General features: G+C 40.3%; 19 protein-coding genes. 14 read left to right on the top strand and 5 right to left on the bottom strand.

What is annotated here, in order from left to right:
• Positions 1-7: 7 nt before the first annotated feature.
• From L659_RS0109330 to L659_RS0109320, 3 genes are all read right to left on the bottom strand, one after another.
• On the bottom strand, positions 8-211 hold the full coding sequence (locus L659_RS0109330; protein WP_024590352.1) for a hypothetical protein: 204 nt from the start codon (positions 209-211) through the stop codon (positions 8-10).
• Between the two features lie 171 nt (positions 212-382).
• The gene (locus L659_RS0109325; protein ID WP_024590351.1) at positions 383-1,870 is read right to left on the bottom strand and encodes a bifunctional 2-methylcitrate dehydratase/aconitate hydratase; all 1,488 of its coding nucleotides are present in this window, start codon (positions 1,868-1,870) and stop codon (positions 383-385) included.
• Positions 1,871-1,892: 22 nt separating this feature from the next.
• A complete protein-coding gene (locus tag L659_RS0109320) occupies positions 1,893-10,721 on the bottom strand; it encodes a GH36-type glycosyl hydrolase domain-containing protein (protein ID WP_024590350.1) in 8,829 nt (2,942 codons plus the stop codon).
• A 649-nt stretch (positions 10,722-11,370) separates the two neighbouring features.
• On the opposite strand from L659_RS0109320, the gene L659_RS0109315 reads away from it, so the two are divergent.
• Positions 11,371-12,108 (top strand): Crp/Fnr family transcriptional regulator, encoded by a 738-nt coding sequence (locus tag L659_RS0109315; protein WP_024590349.1) that lies wholly within the window; start codon positions 11,371-11,373, stop codon positions 12,106-12,108.
• Positions 12,109-12,248: 140 nt separating this feature from the next.
• On the opposite strand, the gene L659_RS0109310 is transcribed toward L659_RS0109315, so the two are convergent.
• Entirely contained in the window at positions 12,249-12,440 is a 192-nt protein-coding gene (locus L659_RS0109310; RefSeq protein ID WP_024590348.1) for a DUF2934 domain-containing protein, read from the bottom strand.
• Positions 12,441-12,980: 540 nt separating this feature from the next.
• Here L659_RS0109310 and L659_RS0109300 point away from each other — a divergent pair.
• Positions 12,981-13,706 (top strand): HAD family hydrolase, encoded by a 726-nt coding sequence (locus tag L659_RS0109300; RefSeq protein ID WP_024590347.1) that lies wholly within the window; start codon positions 12,981-12,983, stop codon positions 13,704-13,706.
• 174 nt (positions 13,707-13,880) lie between these two features.
• On the opposite strand, the gene L659_RS0109295 is transcribed toward L659_RS0109300, so the two are convergent.
• Positions 13,881-14,705 (bottom strand): PRC-barrel domain-containing protein, encoded by an 825-nt coding sequence (locus L659_RS0109295; protein ID WP_024590346.1) that lies wholly within the window; start codon positions 14,703-14,705, stop codon positions 13,881-13,883.
• A gap of 665 nt (positions 14,706-15,370) precedes the next feature.
• Between L659_RS0109295 and corA the strand changes: the two genes are divergently transcribed.
• The 12 genes from corA (at position 15,371) to L659_RS0109235 (ending at position 26,117) form a co-directional block, all read left to right on the top strand.
• Positions 15,371-16,468: a magnesium/cobalt transporter CorA gene (gene corA, locus L659_RS0109290; RefSeq protein ID WP_231388440.1), complete on the top strand. Its 1,098-nt coding sequence runs from the start codon at positions 15,371-15,373 to the stop codon at positions 16,466-16,468.
• Positions 16,469-16,648: 180 nt separating this feature from the next.
• A complete protein-coding gene (locus tag L659_RS0109285; protein WP_008168384.1) occupies positions 16,649-16,888 on the top strand; it encodes an SHOCT domain-containing protein in 240 nt (79 codons plus the stop codon).
• A gap of 70 nt (positions 16,889-16,958) precedes the next feature.
• Positions 16,959-19,343, top strand: coding sequence for a phosphoketolase family protein (locus L659_RS0109280; protein WP_029769864.1), 2,385 nt, complete (start codon positions 16,959-16,961; stop codon positions 19,341-19,343).
• The gene (gene atpD, locus L659_RS0109275) at positions 19,340-20,797 is read left to right on the top strand and encodes a F0F1 ATP synthase subunit beta (RefSeq protein ID WP_024590343.1); all 1,458 of its coding nucleotides are present in this window, start codon (positions 19,340-19,342) and stop codon (positions 20,795-20,797) included. The genes L659_RS0109280 and atpD overlap by 4 nt, the downstream gene beginning before the upstream one ends.
• On the top strand, positions 20,772-21,164 hold the full coding sequence (locus tag L659_RS0109270) for a F0F1 ATP synthase subunit epsilon (protein ID WP_024590342.1): 393 nt from the start codon (positions 20,772-20,774) through the stop codon (positions 21,162-21,164). Before atpD ends, L659_RS0109270 begins: the two co-directional genes overlap by 26 nt.
• A 20-nt stretch (positions 21,165-21,184) precedes the next feature.
• Positions 21,185-21,538 (top strand): AtpZ/AtpI family protein, encoded by a 354-nt coding sequence (locus tag L659_RS0109265; RefSeq protein ID WP_024590341.1) that lies wholly within the window; start codon positions 21,185-21,187, stop codon positions 21,536-21,538.
• Positions 21,531-21,860, top strand: coding sequence for an ATP synthase subunit I (locus L659_RS0109260; protein WP_024590340.1), 330 nt, complete (start codon positions 21,531-21,533; stop codon positions 21,858-21,860). The genes L659_RS0109265 and L659_RS0109260 overlap by 8 nt, the downstream gene beginning before the upstream one ends.
• Positions 21,844-22,533 carry a F0F1 ATP synthase subunit A gene (locus tag L659_RS0109255; protein WP_024590339.1) on the top strand — a complete coding sequence of 230 codons (690 nt, stop codon included), beginning with the start codon at positions 21,844-21,846 and terminating at the stop codon, positions 22,531-22,533. The genes L659_RS0109260 and L659_RS0109255 overlap by 17 nt, the downstream gene beginning before the upstream one ends.
• Positions 22,534-22,567: 34 nt before the next feature.
• Positions 22,568-22,849 carry a F0F1 ATP synthase subunit C gene (locus L659_RS0109250; protein WP_010552606.1) on the top strand — a complete coding sequence of 94 codons (282 nt, stop codon included), beginning with the start codon at positions 22,568-22,570 and terminating at the stop codon, positions 22,847-22,849.
• 3 nt (positions 22,850-22,852) lie between these two features.
• Positions 22,853-23,653, top strand: coding sequence for a F0F1 ATP synthase subunit delta (locus tag L659_RS0109245; protein ID WP_024590338.1), 801 nt, complete (start codon positions 22,853-22,855; stop codon positions 23,651-23,653).
• Positions 23,653-25,233: an alternate F1F0 ATPase, F1 subunit alpha gene (locus tag L659_RS0109240; RefSeq protein WP_024590337.1), complete on the top strand. Its 1,581-nt coding sequence runs from the start codon at positions 23,653-23,655 to the stop codon at positions 25,231-25,233. The genes L659_RS0109245 and L659_RS0109240 overlap by 1 nt, the downstream gene beginning before the upstream one ends.
• Complete coding sequence (locus L659_RS0109235) at positions 25,230-26,117, top strand: F0F1 ATP synthase subunit gamma (protein WP_024590336.1); 888 nt, start codon at positions 25,230-25,232, stop codon at positions 26,115-26,117. Before L659_RS0109240 ends, L659_RS0109235 begins: the two co-directional genes overlap by 4 nt.
• The last annotated feature ends 173 nt before the right edge of the window (positions 26,118-26,290 follow it).

Genomic DNA, 26,290 nt, shown 5'->3' with positions numbered 1-26,290 from the left:
CGAGCGTCTATTTTTTTACGGGAATATCATTTAATAGCTTTATGATAGCGCTGTTATTACCGAGTTTAGCTAAGTCTAACAGATAGCTTTTTTCTAGCTCTTGCATTGACTGATCTGCTAATAATTCTTTTACCGATTGTTCTTCCCCATTTGCTATTGAAGTTTCTAAGGCTGCAAAGTTTGCGATTGAGTGTTTAATTTCATTAGTCATAATAAGTCCCGTTCGTTGTGTTTTGTTAAAGCTTCGTTTTAAAAAATATTTATATAAAACAATTGTATATTATAAGCTCGCTTTGTTAATGAGCTATTTTATTACCTAAAAATAGATCACTTAATTAAGCGAATTGGTATTACAGTATCACCGTACATACTGCAATTTAACTTATTGAATAACAAATAAGTCCATAAAGCTGTTTACTGGCGTATTTTCAAGCTTGGCTTGATCTCTACAAAGGGTAAATATGGTTTGGCATTGTTGGGTTGCAAGGCGTGTTGCTAAATTAGATTTGAATTTAAGCTCTAATAATGGAATGCCTTCCTCACGGCGACGGCGATGACCCAAAGGGTACTGCACAACCACTTCTTCTGTTTTACTACCATCGTTAAAGAAAACTTGAATTGCATTGGCAATAGAGCGTTTGTCCGCCTCTAAGTATTCAGCTGTAAAGCGTTTATCTTCTAACACCTCCATTTTGTCGCGTAGTTTATCGATGATAGGGTGCGTGTTGTGAAAGTCGTCCTCATAATGATCGCTAGTTAAGTTCCCAAATGCCAAGGGAACAGCAATCATATATTGTAAGCAATGGTCGCGGTCAGCTGCGTTGGCAAGCGGTCCTGTTTTAGAAATAATGCGTATGGCTGACTCGTGGGTGCGGATCACTATTTTCTCAATATCGTCTAAACGCGACTTTACTTGAGGGTGCAAAATAACGGAGGCTTCTGCTGCTGTTTGCGCATGAAACTCTGCTGGAAAAGAAATTTTAAACAAAATGTTTTCCATTACATATGAACCGTAACCTTGGGAGAACGAAAACGTGCGCTCCGCTTCAGGCTTTAGTGCTTGGTCTTTATTCGTTTTGGAGAAAGAGACATCATAAAACCCCCATTGCGCAGCTGTTAATGCACTGGGTATACCCATTTCACCGCGCATTGCCATATCAGCTAAATAAACTGCTCTGGCAGTTGCATCGCCCGCAGCCCAAGATTTACGAGATCCAGTGTTTGGCGCATGACGATAAGTACGCAGTGCAGAGCCATCAACCCATGCTTGAGATATGGCTGCCATTATTTGCTCTCTACTGCCACCCATCATTTTTGTGACAACAGCCGTTGAGGCTACACGCACCAATAATACATGGCATAAGCCAACACGATTAAAAGAATTTTCTAATGCGATAACGCCTTGAATTTCATGCGCCATAATCATGGCTTCAAGTACGTCTCGCATAGTCAGGGGAGGCTGTGAATTTGCGATTCTGACTTGAGACAAGTGATCGGCTACAGCTAAAATAGCACCTAAGTTATCAGAAGGGTGCCCCCATTCAGCAGCTAACCACGTATCGTTGTAATCGAGCCAGCGGATGGTACAACCAATGTCCCACGCTGCTTTAACAGGGTCGAGTATGAGCGAGGTCCCAGGTACTCGTGCACCATTAGGGACAACGGTCCCTTTGACAATTGGACCAAGAAGTTTGGTACATTGTGAAAACTTTAAAGCGAGCAGACCACAGCCTAAGGTATCCATTAAACAATTACGTGCAGTGTTTAGTGCTTCTGCGCTTGATACTTCAAACGTTAATACATAATCAGCGATATCCTGGATAACACTGTCGTAATCTGGGCGAGTGTTATTATCTGTATTACTACTCATTTTGTATCCTTAATTCGTTTGTTTATATTTTACTTGGTTTCAATTTATTAGAAGTTACTGAGTAAACGCTTAGGTGAACTTCATGCTTTTGCTTATCGTTTTCAAGTGGAATATAAGTTGATTCAAGCGCCATACCGTCAAGTATTAGCTCACTTTTATTATGTTTTTCATCCCCTATAATTTGCTCAATTGTAATATGGTAATAGGTGCTCTCGAAGCGATAGTCGATTGAGTAGGTGCTCCAATTCTCTGGAATACACGGTGAAATGGTTAGCTTATTTCCTGTTCGTGTTACACCTAATAAAGATTCTATTATTAGTCGGTATAACCAACCCGCTGATCCGGTATACCAAGTCCAACCGCCTCGTCCAATATGCGGATCAACGGCATAAACATCGGCGGCTACGACATAAGGTTCGCCTTTATAGGTTTCAACTTGTTCGGCGTTTTTAGCATGATTTAATGGATTGATTATATTCATCAATTCCCACGCTCTTTTTTTGTCGCCTTGTTGAGCAAATGCCATGCTTGCCCAAATAGCGGCATGCGTATACTGCCCGCCATTTTCGCGCACGCCCGGGACGTAACCTTTTATATAACCAGGGTTCATTTTTGATTTATCAAAAGGCGGATTGAGTAATTGGATTAATTTATCATCGCTATTGACCAAATGCTGATACAAAGACGACATTGCTTGCGTAGAGCGCTCATTATTAGCTGCACCAGAGAGCACTGACCAACTTTGCGCTATTGAGTCAATAGTGCACTCTGGGCTTTGTGATGAGCCCAGCGCAGTTCCGTCGTCAAACCATGCGCGACGATACCAAGCTCCGTCCCATGCGTGTTTAGCTAGGTTACTTTGTAGTTTTTGTGCTTCATCGTCACAACGAGTAGCAAACTCTATATCGCCATGTAATGCAGCAATAGGTGAAAATTCTTGTAGTATTTTATATAAAAAGAACCCCAGCCAAACGCTTTCGCCTTTGCCGTGTATTCCAACAAGGCTCATACCGTCATTCCAATCTCCTGAGCCCATTAACGGTAAACCTTTTTCTCCAAAGTGTAAACCATGCTCAATTGCCAGCACGCAATGCTGGTAAAGGCTCGACCTTGCTGCACTCACAGAGGGTAAGTCGTAATAGGATTCTTCGTCGTCTTTAAGGGGGCGACCTTCAATAAAGGGCATTAGCTCATCTAAAATAGTTATGTCATCAGTGCCTTTTATGTAACGACACGTAGCTAATGGTAGCCATAAATAATCGTCTGAACAGCGTGTTCTTACACCACGCCCTGATGGTGGATGCCACCAATGTTGCACATCACCTTCGCTATACTGACGTGTGGCGCAGTACAGTATGTGATCCCTTAGTAATGCAGGCGAAGCATGTATTAATGCCATGGCATCTTGTAACTGATCGCGAAAGCCAAACGCGCCACCACTTTGATAAAACCCACTGCGAGCCCAAAAACGACATGCTAAAGTTTGGTACACAAGCCAGCCATTTGCTAATACATTCAATGCAGGGTCGGGGGTATTAACCTGCACACTGCCCAGTGTTTGCTGCCAAAAATCAGTGACTTTTTCGAGTGCAATGCGTGCTGTACCGGGTTTTCTGAGTTTTAAAGCAAGCGTACTTGCTTGCTCTTTATTTTGCGCAGCACCGAGCCTAAAAATAATTGTGCGCTCTTGTTCACTTTGCAATTCAAAAGGGACTTGAATTGCACCGCACGGATCGAGTGCCGCTCCTAAGTTGCCAGATAAATGAGTACGAGTCATTGCCTGGGGGTCGTGTAATGTTTTATTGCGACCAATAAACTCGCTACGGTCTCCTGTTAGTGTTCGTGACATATCATCAACGTCAAAAAAAGCAACTCTGCCACCAAACTCTGAGTTATAGGCATTAGAGGCAACCAATGCACCGCTCTTAGCATCAATTTCTGTTACAAGGTGTAGCGCTGTTTTAGAACGAAGATCGCCAAGTACCCATTCAACATAACCTGTTGCACTTAGGCGCCTGGTAGTTAATGAGTTGTTTTTAATTTTTAATACCGAGTATTTTACGGCGTCGAGTGTATCTACATACACACAAAGAGAGGATTCGATGCCGGTTTCACTGTGCTCAAAGGTACTATAACCAAAGCCATGGCGGGTTATATAGGGATTAGCCCCACGTTTTGGCATCGCACAAGGTGACCAAAATTTACCTGTATCTTCATCACGTAAATAAAAGGCTTCGCCACCAGATGAGCCTGTAGTGTCTGCACTCCAAGGCGTTAAACGAAACTCATGGGCGTTTTCGCTCCACGTATAAGCAAAACCATTTTCGTCAATAACGCTGCCAAAATGTGCGTTTGCTAACACATTAACCCAAGGCAGAGGGGTTTTATTCGCTTCGGTGGTGGTAATAATATATTCGCGACCATCTTCACTAAACCCACCCAGTCCATTATTTAAAAGTAAGTTTTCTTGAGTATTGCCAAGCGCTTGATTGATTTTGGGATGTAATGCTTGAGTTGGGATTAATCCCTTTACGTTTTTCTCTGCAAGCGTTCGACGGTTTACTTGCTCTGCCAATGTGCCACTTTGATCAATAATAATCCGCGAAACGGCTTGTAACAGTATGCGGTCTTCATTCGAAATTTGTTCTGCTGAGCGAACGAATATCCCGCCAGGACGGTCAATATAATGAGACTCAGTACCCGTTGCGATTAGCCCCATAATTTGGTCTTGCAAACCTTGTCGGTAACCAACTTGCTCTTCATTCCAAATGACTAAATCAGCGACAAGCCCTTTTAAGCGCCAATATGCATGGCATTGAATAAGTTGGCGGGCAATTTCAATATTATTACCGCTGGCTACTTTTAATAATATGATAGGTAAGTCGCCAGAAATTGAGTAGCCCCATAGTCCAGATTGTCCTCGACGATTTTGTATTAATACAGATGCGTTAGCCCGAAGAGTTGCATTGGCATACAAAATATACCCAGCCAGCTGCCGGTAGAGTTGAGCATCTGCTTCATTGGCGTTAATTTGGCGTAAGGTCACATCGCTATGAGTCCATGCTAAATCAAGTGCTCGATCGGTAATGTGATGATCTTGATATTTAGCAATTAGCGCAAGGCAAGCCTGTCTACTTTGTGCCATACCCGTTATTACATCGAGTGTTACTACACTGCCAGCAAGTAAAGCCACAGGGGCACGAATAGCAACAATAGGATCAAGCACTGACCCTTGTTTAGCGTCAAGTTCGCCCATTTCTAGCATTGCTTGTGGTGAAACCAAAGAGCGACCTCTACCAATAAATTGCATGCGATCAGTTGTACAAGACAGGGTTCCGACTTTTGTTGTGCTGCTATTGTCGCGTGTTGAAAGTAAATGAAACATCCAAGGTGTTTTTTCATCAGCAGAGCGTGCACGACGAGTACATAAAATAGCATTGCCACATGGAAGTATTTCAGTTTGTACAAACAAATTACTAAATGACGGTTGCATAAGGTCGGCTGCAGGATTTGCCATTACAACTTCTGCATAAGTGGTTATATCAATTGTACGGGTATCGGGTGAGTGATTACTTAAGCGTATACGACGAAGTTCAATATCGTCCTCCGGAGAGACAACGATTTCAGTGTAAGTTTCTATATGCTGATCGCTTCGGCGAAACTCAGCGCGACCTTCAGAAAATGATGCGCTATACGACTGGGCTGGTTTTAGCGTTGGCTGGTGGGCTGCCGACCAAAAGTCGCCTGTGGCTGTATCTCTAACGTAGACAAATGTTCCCCAATTGTCGCAAGTAGGATCCTCACGCCACCGTGTAACGGCTAAGTCGGTCCAGCGGCTGTAGCCACCTCCTGCATTTGTAAGCATTACATGGTAACGACCATTTGAAAGTAGCTGTACTTGGGGTGTTGGGGTAATGGCTGGAATAGGTGGATTAACCTTTATTTTTGCATGTTCAAATAACGCTCCGCTCTCTGCGTATTGGTCTATATGAGGTTGGAATATAGATGTTTTAGGCACGCGCTCTTGTAGTAATAGCAAAGCTGATTGCAGTAAAGGGTCTGATTCAAAGCGTTTTTGCATAGGCTGGTCAAGTAAATGATATGCCAATGCAAGTAAGCTCATACCTTGATGGTGAGCCATAAAGGAGCGAATGACTGCGCTTTTTTGATCTCTGGATAAACGGGCAGGGGTGTAATCTATTGCCTCATACAATCCGTAATGTCCCTCAAGTCCACTATCAGCTAACAGTTGAAGATTTTCGCACGCTGCTTGTGGGTTAACCATTAATGCCAATGCAGACGCGTAGGGAGCGATGACGAGGTCTTCTGATAAGCCTCGTTTTAGCCCTAAACCCGGTACGCCAAAGGCATGATATTGAAAATTAAGAGAAGCATCTACCGTATTGTATGCCGACTCAGATATGCCCCACGGTACGTTTTGTCTTTTTCCATAATCAATTTGTCGGGTAACCGCTGCACGGCAAGTTTGTTCGAGCAATGTACCGTCGTAGCTAGGCATAACTAACATGGGCATAAGGTACTCAAACATAGAGCCACTCCACGACACCAGCACCGGCTCGGCGCCAGCGCTGGTTAGTAGGCGACTTAGAGCGAACCAGGTTTGCTGTGGCAATTTACCTTGTGCTATAGCAATAAAACTGGCTAAACGTGCTTCAGATGCCAGTAAATCGTAAAAACTGGTGTCACGTCGATGCTCATCTACGTTATAACCAATAGCCAATAAATGGCGAGACTCATCATATAAAAATGCATATTCCATTTGTGCAAATTCAATCGCTCTGTTGGCTAATTTGTCACATTGCGAAATGCAATCTTTGGCAAGCTGTGTACTGGCTAAAGTATGAATACGTAATGAAGAAAGCCACTGAGTTTCGTCGGATGGTAATACCGATGATAAAAGCGCATCAATTGCGTTAATAGTGTCGGGGCAACGTTTAACTAATTGCTGCATTGTCAAAATATTAGAATCAAGAAATAGCAGTTTTAAGCTAACTGGCGGATTAGTTAGTTTGAGCCATGGCGAAAATAAATAGAGTTCGTTTAGGGTACGCTGGCATTGCCTGTGTAAGTCTTGAGTCCATACTTTATGCTCTTGCGACTTTGTATCTAAATCATTAGTAGCGTCTTGCTTTATATTCTCTAACAATATTCGCGCATTATTATTGAGTGTAATTAAGTGCTGTTCAACGTCATATAGATTTGTAGGCGCAGTGATACGAACAGCGTTAAGTATTGAGCTCATGGCATTAATAGCGGTATCGATAATATTGTTTTTATTTTGCTCTGAGTCTAATTGCAATGTTTTAAACAAGTTTGCCACAATAGCCAAAGTGATACTTATGCCTTCAAACATTTGTGGGTGAACAATAGGTTTAGAAGGGAGTTCTTTTAATGCTATTTGTAAAGTTAAAAGGTGACCGGCTAAGTTACCGCTATCTACTGATGAAATATAGCGCGGTGGCAAAGGTTGCAATGTTTGTGTGTCGTACCAGTTATAAAAATGCCCTTCGTGGCGCTCGAGTTTATCGAGGGTATTAAAGCAATCTTGCGTGCGTTGAATTAAATCACTTTGTACAATAAAACCAAAATCATAGGCGCTAACGTTAGCCAGTAAAGACAGACCAATATTAGTAGGCGATGTACGGTGCGCAATAACAGGACCGGCTTCCTCTTGATAGTTATCGGGAATTAACCAATGATCGTCTGCAGTGTTAAAGTGGTCGAAAAAAGCCCATGTTTTACGGGCAATAGTTTGTAAAAACAATTGTTGCTTGTCGCTCAGTGGCGCTAAATTATCGAGTTTAGGCTCACTAAACCACCATGTTATAGCCGGTGATAAAAGCCATAATAAAAGTAGAGGAAATACAGCTAATATATTTGTAAAAGTTAAGTGTAAAGGGGCAAAGTAAAGTAGCGAAGCGATTAAAGTAATCGCAATAAATGGCGCACTCCACATAGTGTAATAACTATTTATTAAGGCATTTACTACATGATTAGATTTATGATCTGTGACATGCCACTCTAATAAACGACGTTGAGTAAACAGCATTCGACCCGCACTACGTAATATTGCGGTTAAGTTAAACACAGCCTCAAAAGGTAAACATGCTAAACGAAAACCGATTTGAATAAGTTGACGAACAAAGCACTGTAAAACATCATGCAAATGGTGGGATATCAGCATTTCTGCGGGTTTGCGCATCGACGAAATTAGCGCGCTCAGCAATGGGGGTAATAAATAAATAGCACTTATGGCAAGGGTCCATTTCAATGGATTAGCTGCTGTAAACCAACCTACCGTAAGTAATAAAAAGATTGCGAGTGGTTCGACACTTCGACGTAAATTATCAAGAATTTTCCAACGTGATAAAGGTGACAAAGGATTTTGACATTTATCGCTTCGAGTGTTTAAAACACGAGGAAGTAACCAGCGCACAATTTGCCAATCTCCTCTGATCCAGCGCTCACGCCGACACATATCAGTGTTGTAACGTGTAGGGTATTCTTCGTACAAGTGCACATCACTAATCAACCCTGATCGAGCATAGCAACCTTCGAGTAAATCATGGCTGAGTATTTGGTTTTGTGGTAAACGGTTACCAAGTGTTTGTTCAAATGCATCTATATCGTATATACCTTTACCGATAAATGAGCCTTGTGAAAAGAGGTCTTGGTATACATCGGATATTGAACGCGTATATGGGTCGATACCCGGTTCTTCACCAAATAATTGCGAGTAACGAGAAGGGTTATGTCCCGATAGACTTGCTGCCATACGTGGTTGTAAAATGCCGTAGCCGCCTACAATACATTGTCTTTTTTCATCAAATCTTGGTTGATTTAAAGGGTGCGCCATGGTCGCAACTAACTGACGGGCACAATCTCGTGGAAGTTGTGTATCGGTATCTAAAGTAATGACATATTTGACTTTTTGTATAGCGTTAATATCACCGACGATAAGTTCAAATGCATGTTCTATTGGGTTTCGAAGCAGTGCGTTTAGATCTGATAATTTTCCGCGTTTACGTTCAAACCCCATCCAAATTTGCTCTTTTGGATTCCAGGTTCGTGGGCGATGCAGTAAAAAAAAGCGACTTTCTTGCTGTAAAAGAGAAGGCTCTGCATATTTGGCATTAAGGTTTTCTATACCAAGGCGTACTTGCGATAGCAACTCTTCGTCTGTGGGGAGTGTTTGTTGCTCTGCATCAGTAAAGTCGGTCAGTAGAGCAAAGTGTATATGTTGATCGCGATTACCTAAAAATCTAACTTCGAGTACTTCTAATAACTGCTCAATACCTATAGAGCTGGTAAGCATTGTAGGGATTACTACGAATGTTTTATTTTGCGCTGGCAACCCTTTTGAATAGTCCATTCTGGGTAATCGTTGTGGGTCGACTAGCAAGGTAACTATCCAGTTTACGAGTGCTGAGGCTAATTGACTTGCTCCGAATAAAGTTAAAATTATTAAAAGAATAAACTGCCAGTGAGGTATGTTATCAGGAACGACCATAGCCATAAAAGAGGCACTAATTAGGGCTGTTAAGGATATAATTGCTCCTAAATAAAGTATTAATGTTATACGCTTGGCTTGCGAAAATAACGTTTTCAAAATAGACGTTTTTACTGTTATGCGCTGCTTTAATTGCGTAATACCTTTATCAATTAAATAGTAGCCTACATGGTTAGGCGCAAGCGTTGTGTTTGATATTGTTTGGGCTTGATCAGCCTGCTGGGCTAATTTTATTGCTTTTTTAGCTATATCGACTTCTGAAAATGAGCTTCGCTTAGCGAGTTGATCTATGATTTTTCTGTAACTATCTCGCGTGATAAAGTCCATATAACCATACACACCCTTTATATCTTGGCGCAAAATGTGTTCTACAGCGCTATGATCTTCTACAAAATCCGCCCAGTTCATCGCGGTCAACCAGCGTAAGCTACTAATGTTATTGCTAATTGATACTTGATCAGCGGCTTGTTGCTGATTCTCTTTTTGTACTAGTTGCTCTATGGTTAAACTCGAATCAGCTAGTTGTTGTTCAATCCAAGTAAGGGGAAGTGCTAATGCCGAACCATGCCCTTGTAATAAACGAGTTAGCTCTGCTACAAAAGCGCTTTCCATAGGAGGCTTTGAGCGTGCCATGTCGGCAATAACTAAAATTAAACTATTAGGGTCTTGCTCAGCAATTTCTAACATTTGATTAGCCCACTGTTGGGCTAGATTTAGGTGCTGGCGTGCGATTATGATACGTGTACTTACGCGTTGTAGGTTTTCAATTAAGGCTAACCTTAGCATAATTGGAATGGCCCAGAGTTCACCAAGGTTAAGCGTTGTTACTGTTTGATACGCGGCTAAAAATTGCGCTAGAATTTCGCTATCTACACGCCCGTCGCCATGGGAAATTACATTTAACGCAATATCATAAACTCGGGGCATACCTAAAGAGGCATCTTGCTCTAAACGTGGCAGTTCCTGACTATAGTGCTTAGGTAAATGAAGCCGAGCGGTACGAATTTGCTCTTCAATAAGATAAAAATTATCGAGTAACCACTCACCAGAGGGCACTATAGGCTGCTTTGCTTTAACGGCAATGGTTAATAAACTATTGGCTTTAATCAGTACTTTTTCGTTTTCGTCTAGGCGCTCAAGTAGCTGATCTTGAGTGTTTTTAGCATCTAAAATATGACTTTTTGCTAGTGATTTTGCATGTTTTTCCATTTGTTCAGCACTTAAGAGCTCTGATCGAATGGGGATTTGTTCTTTTTGGGGAGCTGATTTAAGCCAAGGGAAAAATGGCGAAAGGATGTTGATAAGCTTATTTTTATTCATCGTGGTAAATACTTGAGACTAAACGTCGTAGTGAAGATATTGACGGTTAAATTTATCACTGGATTTAAAAAAAGATGTTTTAAATTATTTTGGTTATTAGAGGTGAGCAAGTAATCATTAAAAATATTCATAAAGTTTATCTTATTGTTGAATACATACATCAACATATAACAAGCTTCGTTAAGGGTCGGTTCGTCAACACACATAGTCTAATAGTAGAGTTCTATTTTGTGTTTTATAACAGTGAGTTGTCGCCATGTTATGGTGTGGATTATCTTTAAATTTCATCAACCATTATGCATATATATCAACTAAAGGCAGATAAATTTAGACTATGTGTGTTAGCGTACATATTCGCCTTGTTATATTGAGTATCTTATTATTTCAGTGAAGTACAGCTGGGAGTGTCGGCTTATATTTAAAGTGAATAAACGTATATAAAATAATTAAAGGCACCTTAAAATTCTTTAATAAAAATAGAACAATTTTTATTATCAAAAAGCAACGACCTTTCATTTCTAGCGCCTAATAACTGTATAAACAAATCCGAGTTTATTATTAAAATATCCTGACTTACATACTTTCAAAGCCATTACTTTTAGGTTTTATTAGTTATAAGTTGGGCATATAAAAAGGAAATTCACATTAGATGGGTCAATTGAAGAACAAACTGCTTAATGCTTTATCTACTGACGCACAACACCGCATGTTTCCGCTTTTAAAGCGAGTCAATTTATCCCTTGGAGAAGTTATTTATGAAACAAGTGAAAAGCTCGATTACGTTTATTTTCCAATAGATAGTATTGTTTCATTATTGTATGTGATGATTGATGGCTCATCTGCTGAAATATCAGTTATCGGTAATGAAGGGGTTGTAGGTATAGCTGTATTTATGGGGGGAGAAAGCACCCCCAACCGAGCTATTGTGCAAAGTGCTGGTACCGCTTATCGCTTACCCGCTTGTGAGTTACGCAGGCAATTTAATAGCGAGCCTGATATGCGTATGCTCATGTTACGTTACACGCAATCATTGATTACCCAAACAGCGCAAACCGCAGTTTGTAATCGACATCATAGTATAGTGCAACAACTAAGCCGCTGGCTTTTACTATCGATTGACCGTTTACCGAGTAACAATTTAATAATGACTCAAGAGCTAATAGCAAATATGTTAGGCGTAAGACGTGAGGGAGTAACTGAGGCCGCTGGTAAACTACAAAAGCTGGGTATTATCACTTATAAACGTGGTCATATTAGTGTGATAGACCGACCTCAATTAGAGTCTCAGTCTTGCGAGTGCTATGAGGTTGTAAAAAGAGAAACAGACAGGTTGGAGTCTTATATGGAAAAAAAACCTAACGTTAGAAAACTATCCATTATCAGTTAATATATTTTGGTATCTAATAAGTTTATTTACATAAAAATGAAATCCGGTAATAGCTTCAAAACAGCCCAGCAAGTTGCTCATTGAGCCTGGGCTTTAAAATTTGTGTATGTTCTGCTGTTAGTGGGCTTTTTACATTTAACCTACTTTGGTAGTTGTCCGTCTACTTCCTTTTCAGCTTCAAGCCAATCATTTAAGTGATTGTCACCGGTAAAGTCACGATCACTCGCTAATGAGTAAGCTTTAGCTTCAATCATGTCATGTCGGCTGAGACCTTCTTTATTCAAATTAGGTTTAGTTTTTGATACTGAATTACTTGAGATGTTATTACTCATGTGATTATTCCTAAAATATTACTCGATAAAATAAAAAACTTAATACCAAATTAAAACATTGAGTGTAGTTACATTATTCTCAATCTTAAGTGGAATGTAAGCTCGATTTATCATAGTAATACCAATGTGCAATAATACTTGATCAATTTGAGGGCATAAACCTGACGCTAACTGTGTTAAAAATTTCTGATAAAGAACAACTAAATAACGAAATTTTTGCCTTGTTATCGACACGGTTTTCTTACCTCAAAATAGCTCACTTAATTAAGCAAATTGGTATAAAAGCAGTACTACGTATAGCTTAAAAGACTATTCTACAATTTGTATGACCGCTTTATCCTAATGGCTTTGCAATTTTGAGTCTGTGCCACAGCGAACATAAATCACCCATTATCTGTATTTATAGTAATTTTGAGAAGGTAACGAGCGTTGAATATATGAGCTTTAATAATCATTGTTTGGCGCGATACCGTACAGAGTCAATATTAATAAACTCATATAATAAAATATAAAGTACTTAAATTATTTTAAGGACAGCGCGTGCAAACAGTTCCCGATATCGTATTTTTACTAGATGTTGATAATACATTGCTCGATAGCGATACTATTTTAAGCCATTTGAAAGATTTTTTAGAAGGTGAATTTGGTTGTGAAAATAGTGACCATTACTGGTCTATTTTTGAAAAACTTCGTAAAGAACTCGGTTATGCCGACTATTTGGGCGCACTACAGTGTTATCGAATGGAACATTCTGATGATCCGAGACTGCATCTGATTTCTTCTTTTTTAATTAATTATCCATATAAAGAAAGGCTTTACCCTAACGCACTTGCTGTGATTGAACATTTACAACAATTTGGCCCCACCGTTATTTTGTCTGATGGCGATATTGTATTACAACCACTTAAAATTTTACGCTCCGGTTTATGGGATGCAGTGGAGGGAAGGGTGTTGATATATGTTCACAAAGAGCAAATGCTTGCAGCAATAAAAGAGCAGTACCCCGCTAAACATTATGTAATGGTAGATGATAAGTTACGTATTTTAGCTGCTATGAAAGCGCAGTGGAAAAATGATTTAACAACTATATTTCCACGTCAAGGACATTATGCCCACGATATTAAGCAGCTACTTACCTATCGAAAGGCAGATACGAGTATTGATAGTATAAGTGATTTACTCAACTACGGTTTTTCTTATAAAGTGGATTTAATTGAATACAATTTAAATTCAAATAAAAAATTGTTTTATATTGATGTGTATTGATGTGTATTGATGTGTATTGCTCTTATTTTATTTGAATTTTACCTGAGTTTTACAAGTAACATTTGGAGGAAACGTTTTTAAGTATAAAAGCAAATATCGTCCTTGAATATTTGCTTGGTAAGAGTGTTATAAAAGGCAGATTAAGACACGCTTGTTTTGGAATTTGTGCCTGTTTTAACTTTGTTTATTTACTGTTTTAGCAATTTTTTCCCAGTATGCAGCAAGTTCATAGTGATGAAAAACAGCTGCTTCAAAGTCCTGAGTTATCTCTTTATTTGGCTCATATACCGGCGCATCTTTTATCGCTTTACGAACTAAATCAGTTGAAATTGAGTTGTCGAGCCATTGCACTTCGTAAATCCATGCTGACGGGATAAGTGCTTGATGTCCTCCCCACCAATTGCTCGTCTCAACAATTAGGTAACGAACCGCCCATGTATTTTCTTCAACTAAAAATCCTGATACATGGCCAATGTCTCCGTCTTTAGCGTGTATGTTATAGCCAATAATAGCTTTGCAACTACGAAGATTAGGATCCCCTTTTTGATCATGCTGACTTTTTATACTTTTATGAATTAGATTTGCGCTGCGGGCACCTTCGACACTATGTTCAAAAATGTCATTGCCAGGATATAAGGAGTAGGGATATATCCCGCTTCCCCAAAAATTAGTACCGATCCAGTAGTACGGGTATCCATAGTAGTTTAGGTAATCCATTTCATGTTGTCGTGAAACGGGTTTATTAGTATCAATACCAGGACTATTTTTAACTTGGTCTTTACTGATTAAAACAGGGAAAATCTTTTCATCCCAATTTGGGTTTTGCACCGCAATAGGGGAAATTAAAACTTTGCGACTCGATAGCCACGTGCCTGTTTCTACAACAAAATAACGTATCACCCATGCTAGGTCATCAAACAAAAAATCTTTTTCTTTGCCTACAATACCGTCACTAGCAGCGATTGCACAACCTTCTAAGTCTTTCATACTACGTAACATAATAACGATCCTTTTTAGTGGGTTATTTGCATTTGTAATGCATTATTTTTGCAGTTTTTAACGCGCTTTTGCTTATCAAGTACTTTCTTCTTATTTAGGGCACGTTTATCTTTTGAGGTTAAACATGCGCAGCCCTTTGGGTTAATCCTAGAGCGTGAGCTGGATGCGGAAGCTTTGCTCGGTTTTTACCGAGCCCGCTAGGTTGCAAACCTTGCGCCGCGATTAAATAGCCTCTAGATAGAACAAATTTCTATCTTAAAAGGTCAACAGACCCTAATGCTTATCTATAAAAAACCATGCTTTATAAGCTGTAAAGTACAAACGATAAGTAGATTAATATTTCCAGTTTCGGCTTTTGAAAAACAAAGGTCTGTGCGCTGACGAACAAGCAATGTTATTTTTCATTGATTTTTAGGTAGCGCTATAACAAGAATAATTAGAACGTGCGAAGTGTATTTTTAAAACTGGCATTATATTTGAGTGTTAGCGCACGGACTCTATGCTTATTTTTGAGTAGCGTGGCTTTGTGACTGACTTTTATTCGCGCTGTAAGTGTTGAGAATACTCACTTTATTCAGCTAACTTTAAATAAAGTAATCGAGCATATAATGTTAATACATAATAAAAAGAGAAAGTTGGGTGCTCCAGCATTGGGGCTATATAACGTGCGCAAGTCGAGAAAACATAAATATAACACTATTTCTGGGCCGTCACCCAAAGTTGAATACGTTGCTGGTGTTTTAGCGCCAACAAGATCAAACAATGCTGTTATACGTTATATAGATTATTCAGCTAGCCGTATAGAAGCCAAAGAGGTTAGTGATATTGATGAGTTTTTAAAAACTCCTCAACCCGAGTGGGCAACAGTGAGGTGGATCCACGTGAGTAATACAGACGCTTATATTGTTGGTTTACTTCAACATCATTTCGCATTTCATACGCTCACCGCAGAAGATATTTTACATGTACCTCAGCGACCTCGTATCGAATTTTTTGACGATCATTTATTTGTTGTATTAAGCATGTTGAAGCTAGAGACGCATGAGCTCAATAATACAATCCTTGATATTGAGCAAGTTAGCTTACTTTTATATGACAATGTTTTACTGAGTTTTCAAGAAAAACCAGGAGACGTGTGGCAATCCGTTCGCGGTCGTTTGCATACAGAAAATCGTCGTATTCGCAAAAATGGTACTGGTTATTTACTTTATGCATTACTTGATGAACTGGTTGATAAATGTTTTCCGGTACTTGAACAATATGGCGATATCCTTGAGGAACTTGAAGTAACAACACTTGAAAATCCAACTCCCCACGTACTGCATCATATCCATAGTATTAAACGAGAATTGGCATTATTAAGAAGAATTGTTTGGCCTATGCGAGAGGTTATCGACCATTTGTATCGCGAGGAAGGAGGCAGAATAGATGACTCTACGCGCCCTTACCTTAGAGATGTGTATGAGCATAATATTCAAATTGTTGAAATTATTGAATCATACCGTGAAATGGTAAGCGGTTTAAGTGAGCTATACATGTCAGCTATTTCAAACCGTATGAATGAAATTATGAAAGTGCTTACTATTATATCTTCTGTTTTTATACCGTTAACATTTATAGCTGGAATTTATGGAATGAACTTTAAATACATGCCAGAGCTAAACTGGACTTGGGCATATCCCGTTTTGTGGTGTGTTTTTATTTTGATAACGGCAGCAATGATATTTATTTTTTGGCGTAAAGGTTGGCTTAATAGAAATTAACTTTAATAGAAACAAAATTTAATAGAAACAGCAAGTAAATGCTCAATAAAACAACTACTTATGATTAACAATAATAAATGCGTACGCTAGCGAACAGAACCAATAATATGACTCACTTACACTCATTGTATTAATTGGAGTGTAAGTGTTTTGCGCTCCATATTTTAAGTGGAGATTAAAATGGGTCATGAATTTTGGAGTGAGTGGTACTCAGGTTGGGGTTGGTTTTTATGGTTTGGTATGTGGTTATTGCTCATATCGAGTTTAAGCCATTGGGGTTATAGCTACCGAACCCATAGACGCTATGGGTTAGAGTCTAATAAAACAGCAATTGATATTCTTAATGAAAGATACGCCAGCGGCGATATTGACAAAAAAGAATTCGAGCAAAAAAAACAGGACATAACTACCACTGCGTAGTTAGTGCGCTGGCTAATCCTCGCCATGCTCTTATATAGAGCATGGCTTAAGCATTTTTGGATGCGACAAGATGGAAACCCTGCATATGATTCTTCCTTCATTAACATCAAAAGAATTAGAGTTAATTGACGCATATTGGCGTGCCACGAATTACCTGTCGGTAGGTCAAATTTATTTATGCGATAACCCACTTTTAGAGCGCCCACTGATACTAAGTGATATTAAAAATATGTTGCTTGGGCACTGGGGAACAACACCCGGGCAAAATTTTATTTATGCGCATTTAAATCGCGTTATTAAAATACACGATCTAAATATGATTTATGTATCTGGCCCAGGGCATGGCGGGCAAGCTATGGTTGCTAATACTTATCTTGAGGGGACCTACAGTGAAATTTACCCTGATATAAGCCAAGATAAAGCAGGTATGCAAAAACTGTTTTTGCAGTTTTCGTTTCCCGGTGGCATTCCTAGTCATGTGTCGCCCGAGTGTCCGGGCTCGATTCATGAAGGTGGCGAGCTGGGCTATTCTTTGAGTCATTCGTTTGGAGCTGTATTTGATAATCCAGACTTAATAGTTGCTTGTGTGGTGGGTGATGGTGAGGCAGAAACAGGGCCTATTGCAACTGCATGGCATTCTAATAAGTTTCTTAATCCTATCAGTGACGGTGCTGTTCTCCCTATATTGCATTTGAATGGGTATAAAATTGCGAATCCTACCGTTTTAGCGCGTATTACCCATGAAGAATTAGAGCAATTAATGTTTGGTTATGGCTGGAGCCCTATTTTTGTTGAAGGACATGAGCCTGAGCTAATGCATCAGGCTATGGCTAAAGCACTTGATGTCGCAATACATCAAATAAAAAAAATAAAAAAAGATGCTCTCGATAATAACGATCCAACTCGTCCACGTTGGCCAATGATTATCCTCATTTCACCTAAAGGGTGGACGGGTCCAAAGCTCGTAGATGGTTTTCAGATAGAGGGAACATCGCGTGCGCATCAGGTTCCTATTTCTAGCCCATCAGCTCATCCAGATCATTTGCAATTATTAGAAAGCTGGCTGCGTAGCTATCATCCAGAAACACTTTTCGATTCACAAGGGCGTTTATTACCAGAGCTTGCTGAATTGGCCCCAACGGGGAATCGCCGTATGGGGGCAAATCCTCATGCGAATGGTGGGTTGCTGCTAGAAGATTTGCATATGCCTGATTTTCGCGATTATGCATGCGAAGTAATCTCTCCCGGTATACGCGGAATTGGTGATACCAGAGTTTTAGGTCCATTTTTGAGAGATATAGTTGAGCTTAATGACGAGCAACGTAATTTTAGAGTATTTGGACCCGACGAAACAGTATCCAATGGTTTAGGTGCACTGCTAGAGGTAACCGATAGACAGTGGAATGCAGCAACCCATAGCAACGATGAGCAGCTTTCGCCTAGTGGCAGAGTAATGGAAATGCTGAGTGAACATCAATGCGAAGGTTGGCTTGAAGGATATTTATTAACCGGCCGCCATGGTTTGTTTAATAGTTATGAAGCGTTTATTCATATTATTGACTCGATGTTTAATCAACATGCTAAATGGTTAAAAGTGGCGGCAGGTTTACCATGGCGTAAAAAAATCGCTTCACTTAATTATTTACTGGCATCGCATGTATGGCGACAAGATCACAACGGTTTTACCCATCAAGATCCGGGTTTTATCGATCATGTTATTAATAAAAAAGCTGAAATTGTGCGCGTTTATTTACCGCCTGATGCTAACTGCTTGCTGTCGGTAATGGATCATTGTTTGCGAAGTCGTCATTACGTTAATGTCGTTATTGCAGGCAAGCATCCTGCGCCGCAATGGTTAGATATGGTGGCAGCTGTTAAACATTGCGAGGCAGGGATTGGCATTTGGCAATGGGCGGGTAATAGCGTAGATGCAAAACCTGATGTGGTGATGGCTTGTTGTGGTGATGTGCCTACATTGGAAACGATGGCAGCCGTTATGATTTTACGCGAGCATTTTAGTAATCTTAGAATCCGGGTTGTTAACGTGGTTGATTTGATGCGTTTACAGCCTAATACCGAACATCCTCACGGGTTAATCGCAGAGGATTTTGACACTCTGTTTACTATTAATAAGCCGGTTATTTTTGCATTTCATGGCTACCCAACGCTTATTCATAGGCTTACGTACAAGCGTAATAATCATCATAATATTCATGTTCGCGGGTATAAAGAAGAAGGCACTATTACAACTGCTTTTGATATGACGGTATTAAACGAGATTGATCGTTTTCATTTAGTGTTAGACACACTGGAACGCCTGCCAAACTTGGGTACAAAAAGAGACGCACTAAAAAAACAGCTTGAAGAAAAGCTTGTTGAGCATAAAAAATATATTAATAAGCATGGGCAAGATCTCCCTGAAATTCGTAATTGGCAGTGGCAGGCGCATCAATGAATTTTGTAGCTCAATCCACGATTAGTAAATTTGAAAATCTCGGTACAATTACCGCTATACGCGGCAGCGTAATTGACGTGCGTTTTGACAAGAAGCTACCTGCGATTAATTCAATGCTTAGTGCTGGCGCAAATAAACAGTGTATTTTTGAAGTGCTAGAGCAGCGCAATGAGCATCATGTAAGAGCAATTGCGCTCACGCCTACACAAGGACTTGCGCGTGGCATGGAAGTTGTTGACAGTGGCGGACCGTTACTTACCCCTGTTGGTAAAGGAACCTTATCTAGAATGTTTGATGTGTTTGGTAACACGCTTGATGGCGGTGGTGAGCTTAAAGATGTTCAGTGGCGCTCTGTACATAATAAGCCAGTGCCATTAACCGAACGGTCAACTCAATCAGAGATTTTTGAAACCGGTATAAAAGTAATTGATCTGCTGGTGCCGTTAGAACGCGGTGGCAAAGCGGGATTGTTTGGCGGTGCAGGTGTTGGCAAAACAGTGTTATTGACTGAAATGATTCACAATATGGTGGGCAAGCACAAAGGTGTTAGCCTATTTTGTGGCATAGGTGAGCGTTGCCGTGAAGGCGAAGAGCTTTATCGCGAAATGAAAGACGCGGGCGTTTTGCCAAACATGGCGATGATTTTTGGGCAAATGAACGAGCCACCAGGGAGTCGTTTTAGGGTGGGGCATGCAGCTTTAACTATGGCTGAGTATTTTCGTGATGATGAGCAGCGAGATGTGCTGTTGCTAATCGACAATATATTTCGTTTTATTCAGGCAGGCTCTGAGGTATCGGGCTTAATGGGGCAAATGCCTTCAAGGCTTGGTTATCAGCCTACTATGGGCACAGAGCTTGCCGGCTTAGAAGAGCGAATTGCCAATACACAAAATGGTGCTATTACTTCTATTCAAGCGGTGTATGTACCTGCCGATGATTTTACCGATCCGGCCGCAGTTCATACATTTTCGCACTTGTCGGCTTCTATTGTGCTCTCTCGCAAACGCGCTAGCGAAGGATTATTTCCGGCTATAGATCCCCTGCAATCTAATTCAAAAATGGCGAGCCCCGGGGTTGTGGGAGAGCGCCACTACTTACTTGCACAAAAGGTACGTAGCACCTTAGCGCAATACAATGAACTCAAAGATATTATTGCTATGTTAGGGCTTGAACAGTTATCAGTTGAGGACCGCAACATTGTTGGACGCGCAAGGCGTTTAGAGCGTTTTCTTACTCAGCCATTTTTTACAACAGAGCAATTTACTAGTTATAAAGGCAAACTTGTTAGCCTTGATGATGCGCTAGATGGGTGTGAACGCATTTTAAATGATGAATTTAAAAACGTGCCAGAGAGTGCACTTTATATGATAGGTGCCATAAGTGAGGTCAAAATAAAATCCACAGTAAATAATAATGAGGATACAAGCGGTGACGCAAACTCAGATACACCTTAAATTATTGCTGCCATATGAGATATTTTTCGACAGGCATGATGTGACTCATGTTGTTGCCGAAACAAGCGAAGGATCGTACGGATTTTTACCCAATCGCCTTGACTGTGTTGCGCCACTAACCCCAGGTATTTTGACATTTAATTGCGAAAAAGACGGTGAGATATTTGTAGCCGTAGATGAGGGCGTATTAATTAAAACAGGAAACACTGTGCTGGTATCGGTGCGAAGTGCCATATTAGGTACTGATCTGGCGACACTTCGCAGCGCTGTAGATAAAGAGTTTTTGGCACTCAATGAACAAGCACAACAAGTAAGAACAGTGATGGCTAAATTAGAAAGTAGCTTTTTAAATCGTTTTCGACTTTAACCACTAAAAGCTATTTATTTATGACAAATAAAAAAGACGACCTAGGTTCAAAAGACTCACAAAGCAGTTCATCAACACTTGCAGAACAAGTAGAAATAAAAGCCCAGCGTAAGCTAAAAGCAAGGCTTAACTCTCATCAAAAAATATGGTTTGGTTTAGGAACGATGGGCCTTATTGGTTGGTCGGTTGCAGTGCCTACCATACTTGGTGCAAGTTTAGGTGTGTATATCGACTCGCATTATGCCACTGAGCGGTCATGGACATTGGCTTTATTGGTGGCGGGTTTGGCGCTTGGGTGCTTTAACGCGTGGCACTGGATGAGCAAAGAAGACAGCGCGATACATCAAGAGCAAAAGGATGACGTAGATGCATGAGCTAGTTGGCGTATTAATTATTGTTAGTGTAGGTCTAATGCTTGGTGCCTTATTTTTTGGTGGCCTGTGGTGGACGGTGCAAAAAAGTATGGTATCGACTCACCCAGCCCTATGGGTTGTGCTGAGTTTATTTATACGCATGGGAATTACTTTAAGTGGCTTTTATAGTGTGATGACGAGTGACTTATTATCAAAATCTTGGTTGCAATTACCACTGTGTTTATTTAGCTTTTTGATAGCCCGTTTTATTACCACTTATGTTACCCGTACTGCATCAACCTCTCATTTAGCAAAGGTGACACATCATGCACCTGAGTCCTGATACGGTTATTTATTGGCAAAATGGTTTTTTAAAACTCAATGCAACCATCGTTTTCACTTGGGTTTTAATGTTGGTTTTGGTGATTAGTTCGATATTGATAACCCGTAAGCTTTCAACCACGTTAAAGCGTTCTCGTTGGCAAAATTTTTTAGAAATTATAGTAACGGGGATCACACAACAAATTGAAGACGTAGGCTTGAATGACGCTAAAAAATACCTTGGTTTTTTAGGCACACTGTTTTTATTTTTAGTAACCGCGAGCATGTTCACCATTGCTCCGGGTTATGAGCCACCCACGGCGTCGTTATCGACTACAGCAGCACTGGCGCTCACTGTATTTATTGCAGTGCCTTTATTTGGTATCAGTGAACAAGGGCTTGGCAATTACTTAAAATCTTATATGGCTCCTACTTTTATTATGTTGCCATTTAATATTATTAGCGAATTATCACGGACACTTGCTCTGGCTGTGCGGTTATTTGGCAACATGATGAGCGGGGCAATGATCATTGGCATTTTGTTAACTATTACACCCTTTATATTCCCAATCGTAATGACGGCACTGGGTTTGCTTACAGGCTTAGTACAGGCTTATATTTTTACTATTTTAGCCGCCGTTTATATTGCTGCGGCTACGCGCTCAGTAAAACCAGCCAAACAACGAGTTAATTAATCACGTATTTCTACACATCATACTTGGAGAGAACATGGATAGCATGACAATGATAGCAATGGCATCAATCGTTATTTCAGGAATTACAATTAGTTTTGGTTGTTTAGGTCCATCGCTTGGCGAAGGTAAAGCAGTAGCAACGGCATTGAGTGCATTAGCACAGCAACCTGATGCATCAGCAACTATTACGCGCACGCTCTTTGTAGGGCTTGCGATGATTGAATCGACCGCAATATACTGTTTTGTCGTGTCGATGATTCTTATTTTTGCCAATCCGTTTTGGAACTACGCTATCGCACAAGCTGCAGGAAGTTAAACCATGCTAATTGATTGGTTTACAGTTGCAGCCCAAGTGGTTAATTTTTTAATTTTGGTGTGGTTACTAAAACGCTATTTATATAAACCAATTTTGCACGCTATTGATAAGCGAGAAGAGCGTATAGCCGCTGAGTTAGACGATGCTGAAACAAACCAAAATGAAGCACTGGCGGAGCGTGAAAAGTTTTTTCTGAAAAATGAAGAGTTTGAACAACAACGTACACAAAAGATGCAACAAGTAAGCGTGAGTGCTAAGCAAGCAGAGCAAACACTTATGTTAGAGGCGCAAAAAAGAGTCCAAAGCTGGGGCACTAAATATCAACAAAATATAGTAAAAGAGACTGATAATTTAAAGGAGTCTTTAAGTCGAAAAGTTAAGCAAGAGGTATTTGCTATTAGTCGCAAAACCTTAACTGAACTGGCATCAACAACTTTAGAACAACAAATATGTGAGGTGTTTACAGCGCGCTTATATAAGCTTGATGATGACAAAAAAACCACTTTAGCGCAGGCGCTAAGTACAAATAGTGAATTTGTACCTGCCTTAATTCAAAGTGCGTTTGAGCTAACTGAATCTCAGCATTTAGCACTTAAGAATGCTATTAATACTGTGTTTTCAAAAGATATTACCATTAAATTCACCACCGATGAGAGCCTTATCAGCGGGATTGAGTTATGTGTTAATGGACAAAAGCTGGTGTGGAGTATTGACGATTACTTACAATCAATCGAGCAGGAAGTTGATATGCTACTAAAACAAAAAACAGCTCAGCCTACAACTTCTCAACCTGTTGATAAGTGATGAGTAACCTTAGCGAAAACACTCAAAATAAAAACACAAAAATACACAGTTTAACAAACGCGTTTGGTGATGTGTTTAAGCACATTCAGCAAGGGCTAAAAATAGTTAACTCACAATTGAACTTACATGAAGTTGGTATTATTACCAGTGTATCAACGGGTATTGCGAAGGTGTCGGGATTACCTGGCGTTGGCTTTGAGGAACTAATTATATTTCCCGGTAATGTGCTTGGAATTGCGTTTAATATTGATGAAAAAGAAGTCGGTGTTGTGCTTTTAGGTGAATACGCCCACTTACAAGCTGGGGATGAAGTGCGCCGCAGTGGTCGTGTAATGGATGTAGCGGTTGGCAATGCGCTATTAGGGCGAGTGATAAACCCACTTGGCGAGGCACTAGACGGTGGAAGCGTTATACAAACCGAGCAGCGTTTACCTATAGAGCGTCCAGCTGCACCAATTATGGACCGCTCTCCTGTTACTACGCCTTTGCAAACCGGACTTATTGTAATCGATGCGATGATTCCAATAGGGCGAGGACAACGAGAGCTTATTTTAGGTGACAGGCAAACAGGTAAAACAGCTATAGCCATAGACACGATTTTAAATCAGCGAGAACAAAATGTAATTTGTATTTATTGCGCTATTGGTCAGCGGGCATCAACGGTCGCTAAATCAATAGCAATATTACGCGCGCAAAATGCAATGGCTTATACGGTTGTTGTTGCAACAGAGGGTAATGAGCCACCGGGCTTACAGTATATAGCGCCTTACGCTGCAACCAGTATTGCAGAATATTTTATGGAGCAAGGACGTGATGTACTTATTGTATATGACGATTTAACTAAGCACGCAAGAGCTTACCGCGAGTTGTCTTTGTTGTTACGACGACCGCCCGGACGAGAAGCATTTCCAGGGGATATTTTTTATATTCATTCACGATTACTAGAGCGTGCGACCCATTTAAATAAAGAACGTGGCGGTGGTTCCTTGACCGCACTCCCCATTATAGAGACCGAAGCTCAAAATATTTCAGCCTATATTCCAACTAATTTAATTTCGATTACCGACGGACAAATTTATTTATCACCCTCGTTATTTGCTCTAGGTGTATTACCAGCCGTTGACGTTGGTAAGTCGGTTTCTCGTGTGGGCGGTAAAGCACAGCGTGCTGCGTTTCGTGCAGTTGCTGGCGATTTAAAGCTTGCATATGCTCAATTTGAAGAGCTAGAAACCTTTGCTCGTTTTGGTGCCCGACTTGATGATGATACACAGCGTATAATTGAACATGGACGGCGTATTCGAGCGAGCTTACATCAATCTGAATCATCACCTATGCCAGTGCCTGAGCAAATTATGCTATTACTCGCACTCAGTAATGGCTTTTTAGATTCGATTGAACTGCTAAAAATAAACGACGCAAAAAATATTCTTAAAAAAGCAGTTGCGCAGTTAGACGATACTTTGTGTGATAGATTTGATACCGCTAAAAGCTTAAGTGATGACGATCGACAAACAATTGTTGAGTTGGCTAAGCGCGCACTTGTTGATTTTGAGTCTGAAAACAAGGCAATAACAACATGAGCAATAGTGCCGCTAATTTACGCCATAAAATAGCCAGTGCAAGTGATTTACAAGGCGTTGTAAAAACGATGAAGGCACTTGCTGCCTCGAGTATTGGGCAATATGAAAAATCGATTAGCTCATTGACAGATTACTACCGGGCAGTTGAGTTAGGATTAAGTGCTAGTTTGCATGATGACATGTCATTTCAATTTTCACCACAACCCAAAAATTTAAATGAAAGCAGAGCGGGTGTGATCATATTCGGCTCAGATCAAGGGTTGGTAGGGCAATTTAATGAAAGTATTACCGACTTTACAATTAAAGCGCTAAGTAACGAGACCCAGCCACCTCTAATTTGGGTAGTAGGCGCACGTGCTGCATCTCGACTTACCGATGCCGGCTTTAATTTAGTAAAAGTATACACAGTGCCAGTGAGTGTTCACGATATAGATACCTTAGTTAGGCAAATTCAAATAGACAGTGAATCAAGCTTAGTTCTTAATCCTGGTTGCCGTGTATTGGTGTTTTATAATCAACCTAAACAAGGCGCGCTTTATGAATGTGTGTCTCAGCGATTACTCCCACTTGACGAGCAATGGCGAGATAATTTAAAAAATATTTTATGGCCAACTAAAGCTTTGCCAGAAGTACTCTGTAAGCACTCTACAACAATAAGGGCATTGATCCGCGAGTATATTTTTATTTCTCTTTATCGTGCATGTGCCGAGTCGTTGGTCAGCGAAAATAGCAGCCGTCTTGGCGCAATGCAACGCGCTGAAAAAAATATTGAAGAGCTACTTGATAAGCTTTCGAGTGAGTTTAATACTCTGCGTCAAAGTACCATTGACGAAGAGTTGAGTGATGTACTTGCAGGTTATGAATTACTAAATAAAATAGACTAGGGGCTGTTGATCTTAGAGGTTGAATTTGAAGCTCTATGTGTTTTTTTAATCAAAACATCGCCTATACAGTGCGGTTATTGACTCTTTGTTACTCTATTTTTACTTATTCTTACAAAAATGTTAGCCATTAGAGTAACGCAGGAGCCGTTACCGAGCCCAATAGGTTACAAATC

Origin of the sequence: Pseudoalteromonas sp. S8-8, assembly GCF_000497875.1 — a bacterium.
Taxonomy (GTDB): domain Bacteria; phylum Pseudomonadota; class Gammaproteobacteria; order Enterobacterales; family Alteromonadaceae; genus Pseudoalteromonas; species Pseudoalteromonas arctica.
The sequence above is the reverse complement of the archived record's forward strand: the minus strand, read 5'-3'. Positions and strand labels throughout refer to the sequence as shown.

Excerpts from the sequence above, each read along its gene's own strand:
- L659_RS0109255 (WP_024590339.1), top strand. The coding sequence starts at position 21,844 with ATGCACCTGAGTCCTGATACGGTTATTTATTGGCAAAATGGTTTTTTA.
- L659_RS0109240 (WP_024590337.1), top strand. The coding sequence starts at position 23,653 with ATGAGTAACCTTAGCGAAAACACTCAAAATAAAAACACAAAAATACAC.
- atpD (WP_024590343.1), top strand. The coding sequence starts at position 19,340 with ATGAATTTTGTAGCTCAATCCACGATTAGTAAATTTGAAAATCTCGGT.
- L659_RS0109245 (WP_024590338.1), top strand. The coding sequence starts at position 22,853 with ATGCTAATTGATTGGTTTACAGTTGCAGCCCAAGTGGTTAATTTTTTA.
- L659_RS0109315 (WP_024590349.1), top strand. The coding sequence starts at position 11,371 with ATGGGTCAATTGAAGAACAAACTGCTTAATGCTTTATCTACTGACGCA.
- L659_RS0109265 (WP_024590341.1), top strand. The coding sequence starts at position 21,185 with ATGACAAATAAAAAAGACGACCTAGGTTCAAAAGACTCACAAAGCAGT.
- L659_RS0109325 (WP_024590351.1), bottom strand. The coding sequence starts at position 1,870 with ATGAGTAGTAATACAGATAATAACACTCGCCCAGATTACGACAGTGTT.
- L659_RS0109285 (WP_008168384.1), top strand. The coding sequence starts at position 16,649 with ATGGGTCATGAATTTTGGAGTGAGTGGTACTCAGGTTGGGGTTGGTTT.
- L659_RS0109310 (WP_024590348.1), bottom strand. The coding sequence starts at position 12,440 with ATGAGTAATAACATCTCAAGTAATTCAGTATCAAAAACTAAACCTAAT.
- L659_RS0109280 (WP_029769864.1), top strand. The coding sequence starts at position 16,959 with ATGGAAACCCTGCATATGATTCTTCCTTCATTAACATCAAAAGAATTA.
- L659_RS0109235 (WP_024590336.1), top strand. The coding sequence starts at position 25,230 with ATGAGCAATAGTGCCGCTAATTTACGCCATAAAATAGCCAGTGCAAGT.
- L659_RS0109250 (WP_010552606.1), top strand. The coding sequence starts at position 22,568 with ATGGATAGCATGACAATGATAGCAATGGCATCAATCGTTATTTCAGGA.
- L659_RS0109320 (WP_024590350.1), bottom strand. The coding sequence starts at position 10,721 with ATGAATAAAAATAAGCTTATCAACATCCTTTCGCCATTTTTCCCTTGG.
- L659_RS0109260 (WP_024590340.1), top strand. The coding sequence starts at position 21,531 with ATGCATGAGCTAGTTGGCGTATTAATTATTGTTAGTGTAGGTCTAATG.
- L659_RS0109330 (WP_024590352.1), bottom strand. The coding sequence starts at position 211 with ATGACTAATGAAATTAAACACTCAATCGCAAACTTTGCAGCCTTAGAA.
- L659_RS0109295 (WP_024590346.1), bottom strand. The coding sequence starts at position 14,705 with ATGTTACGTAGTATGAAAGACTTAGAAGGTTGTGCAATCGCTGCTAGT.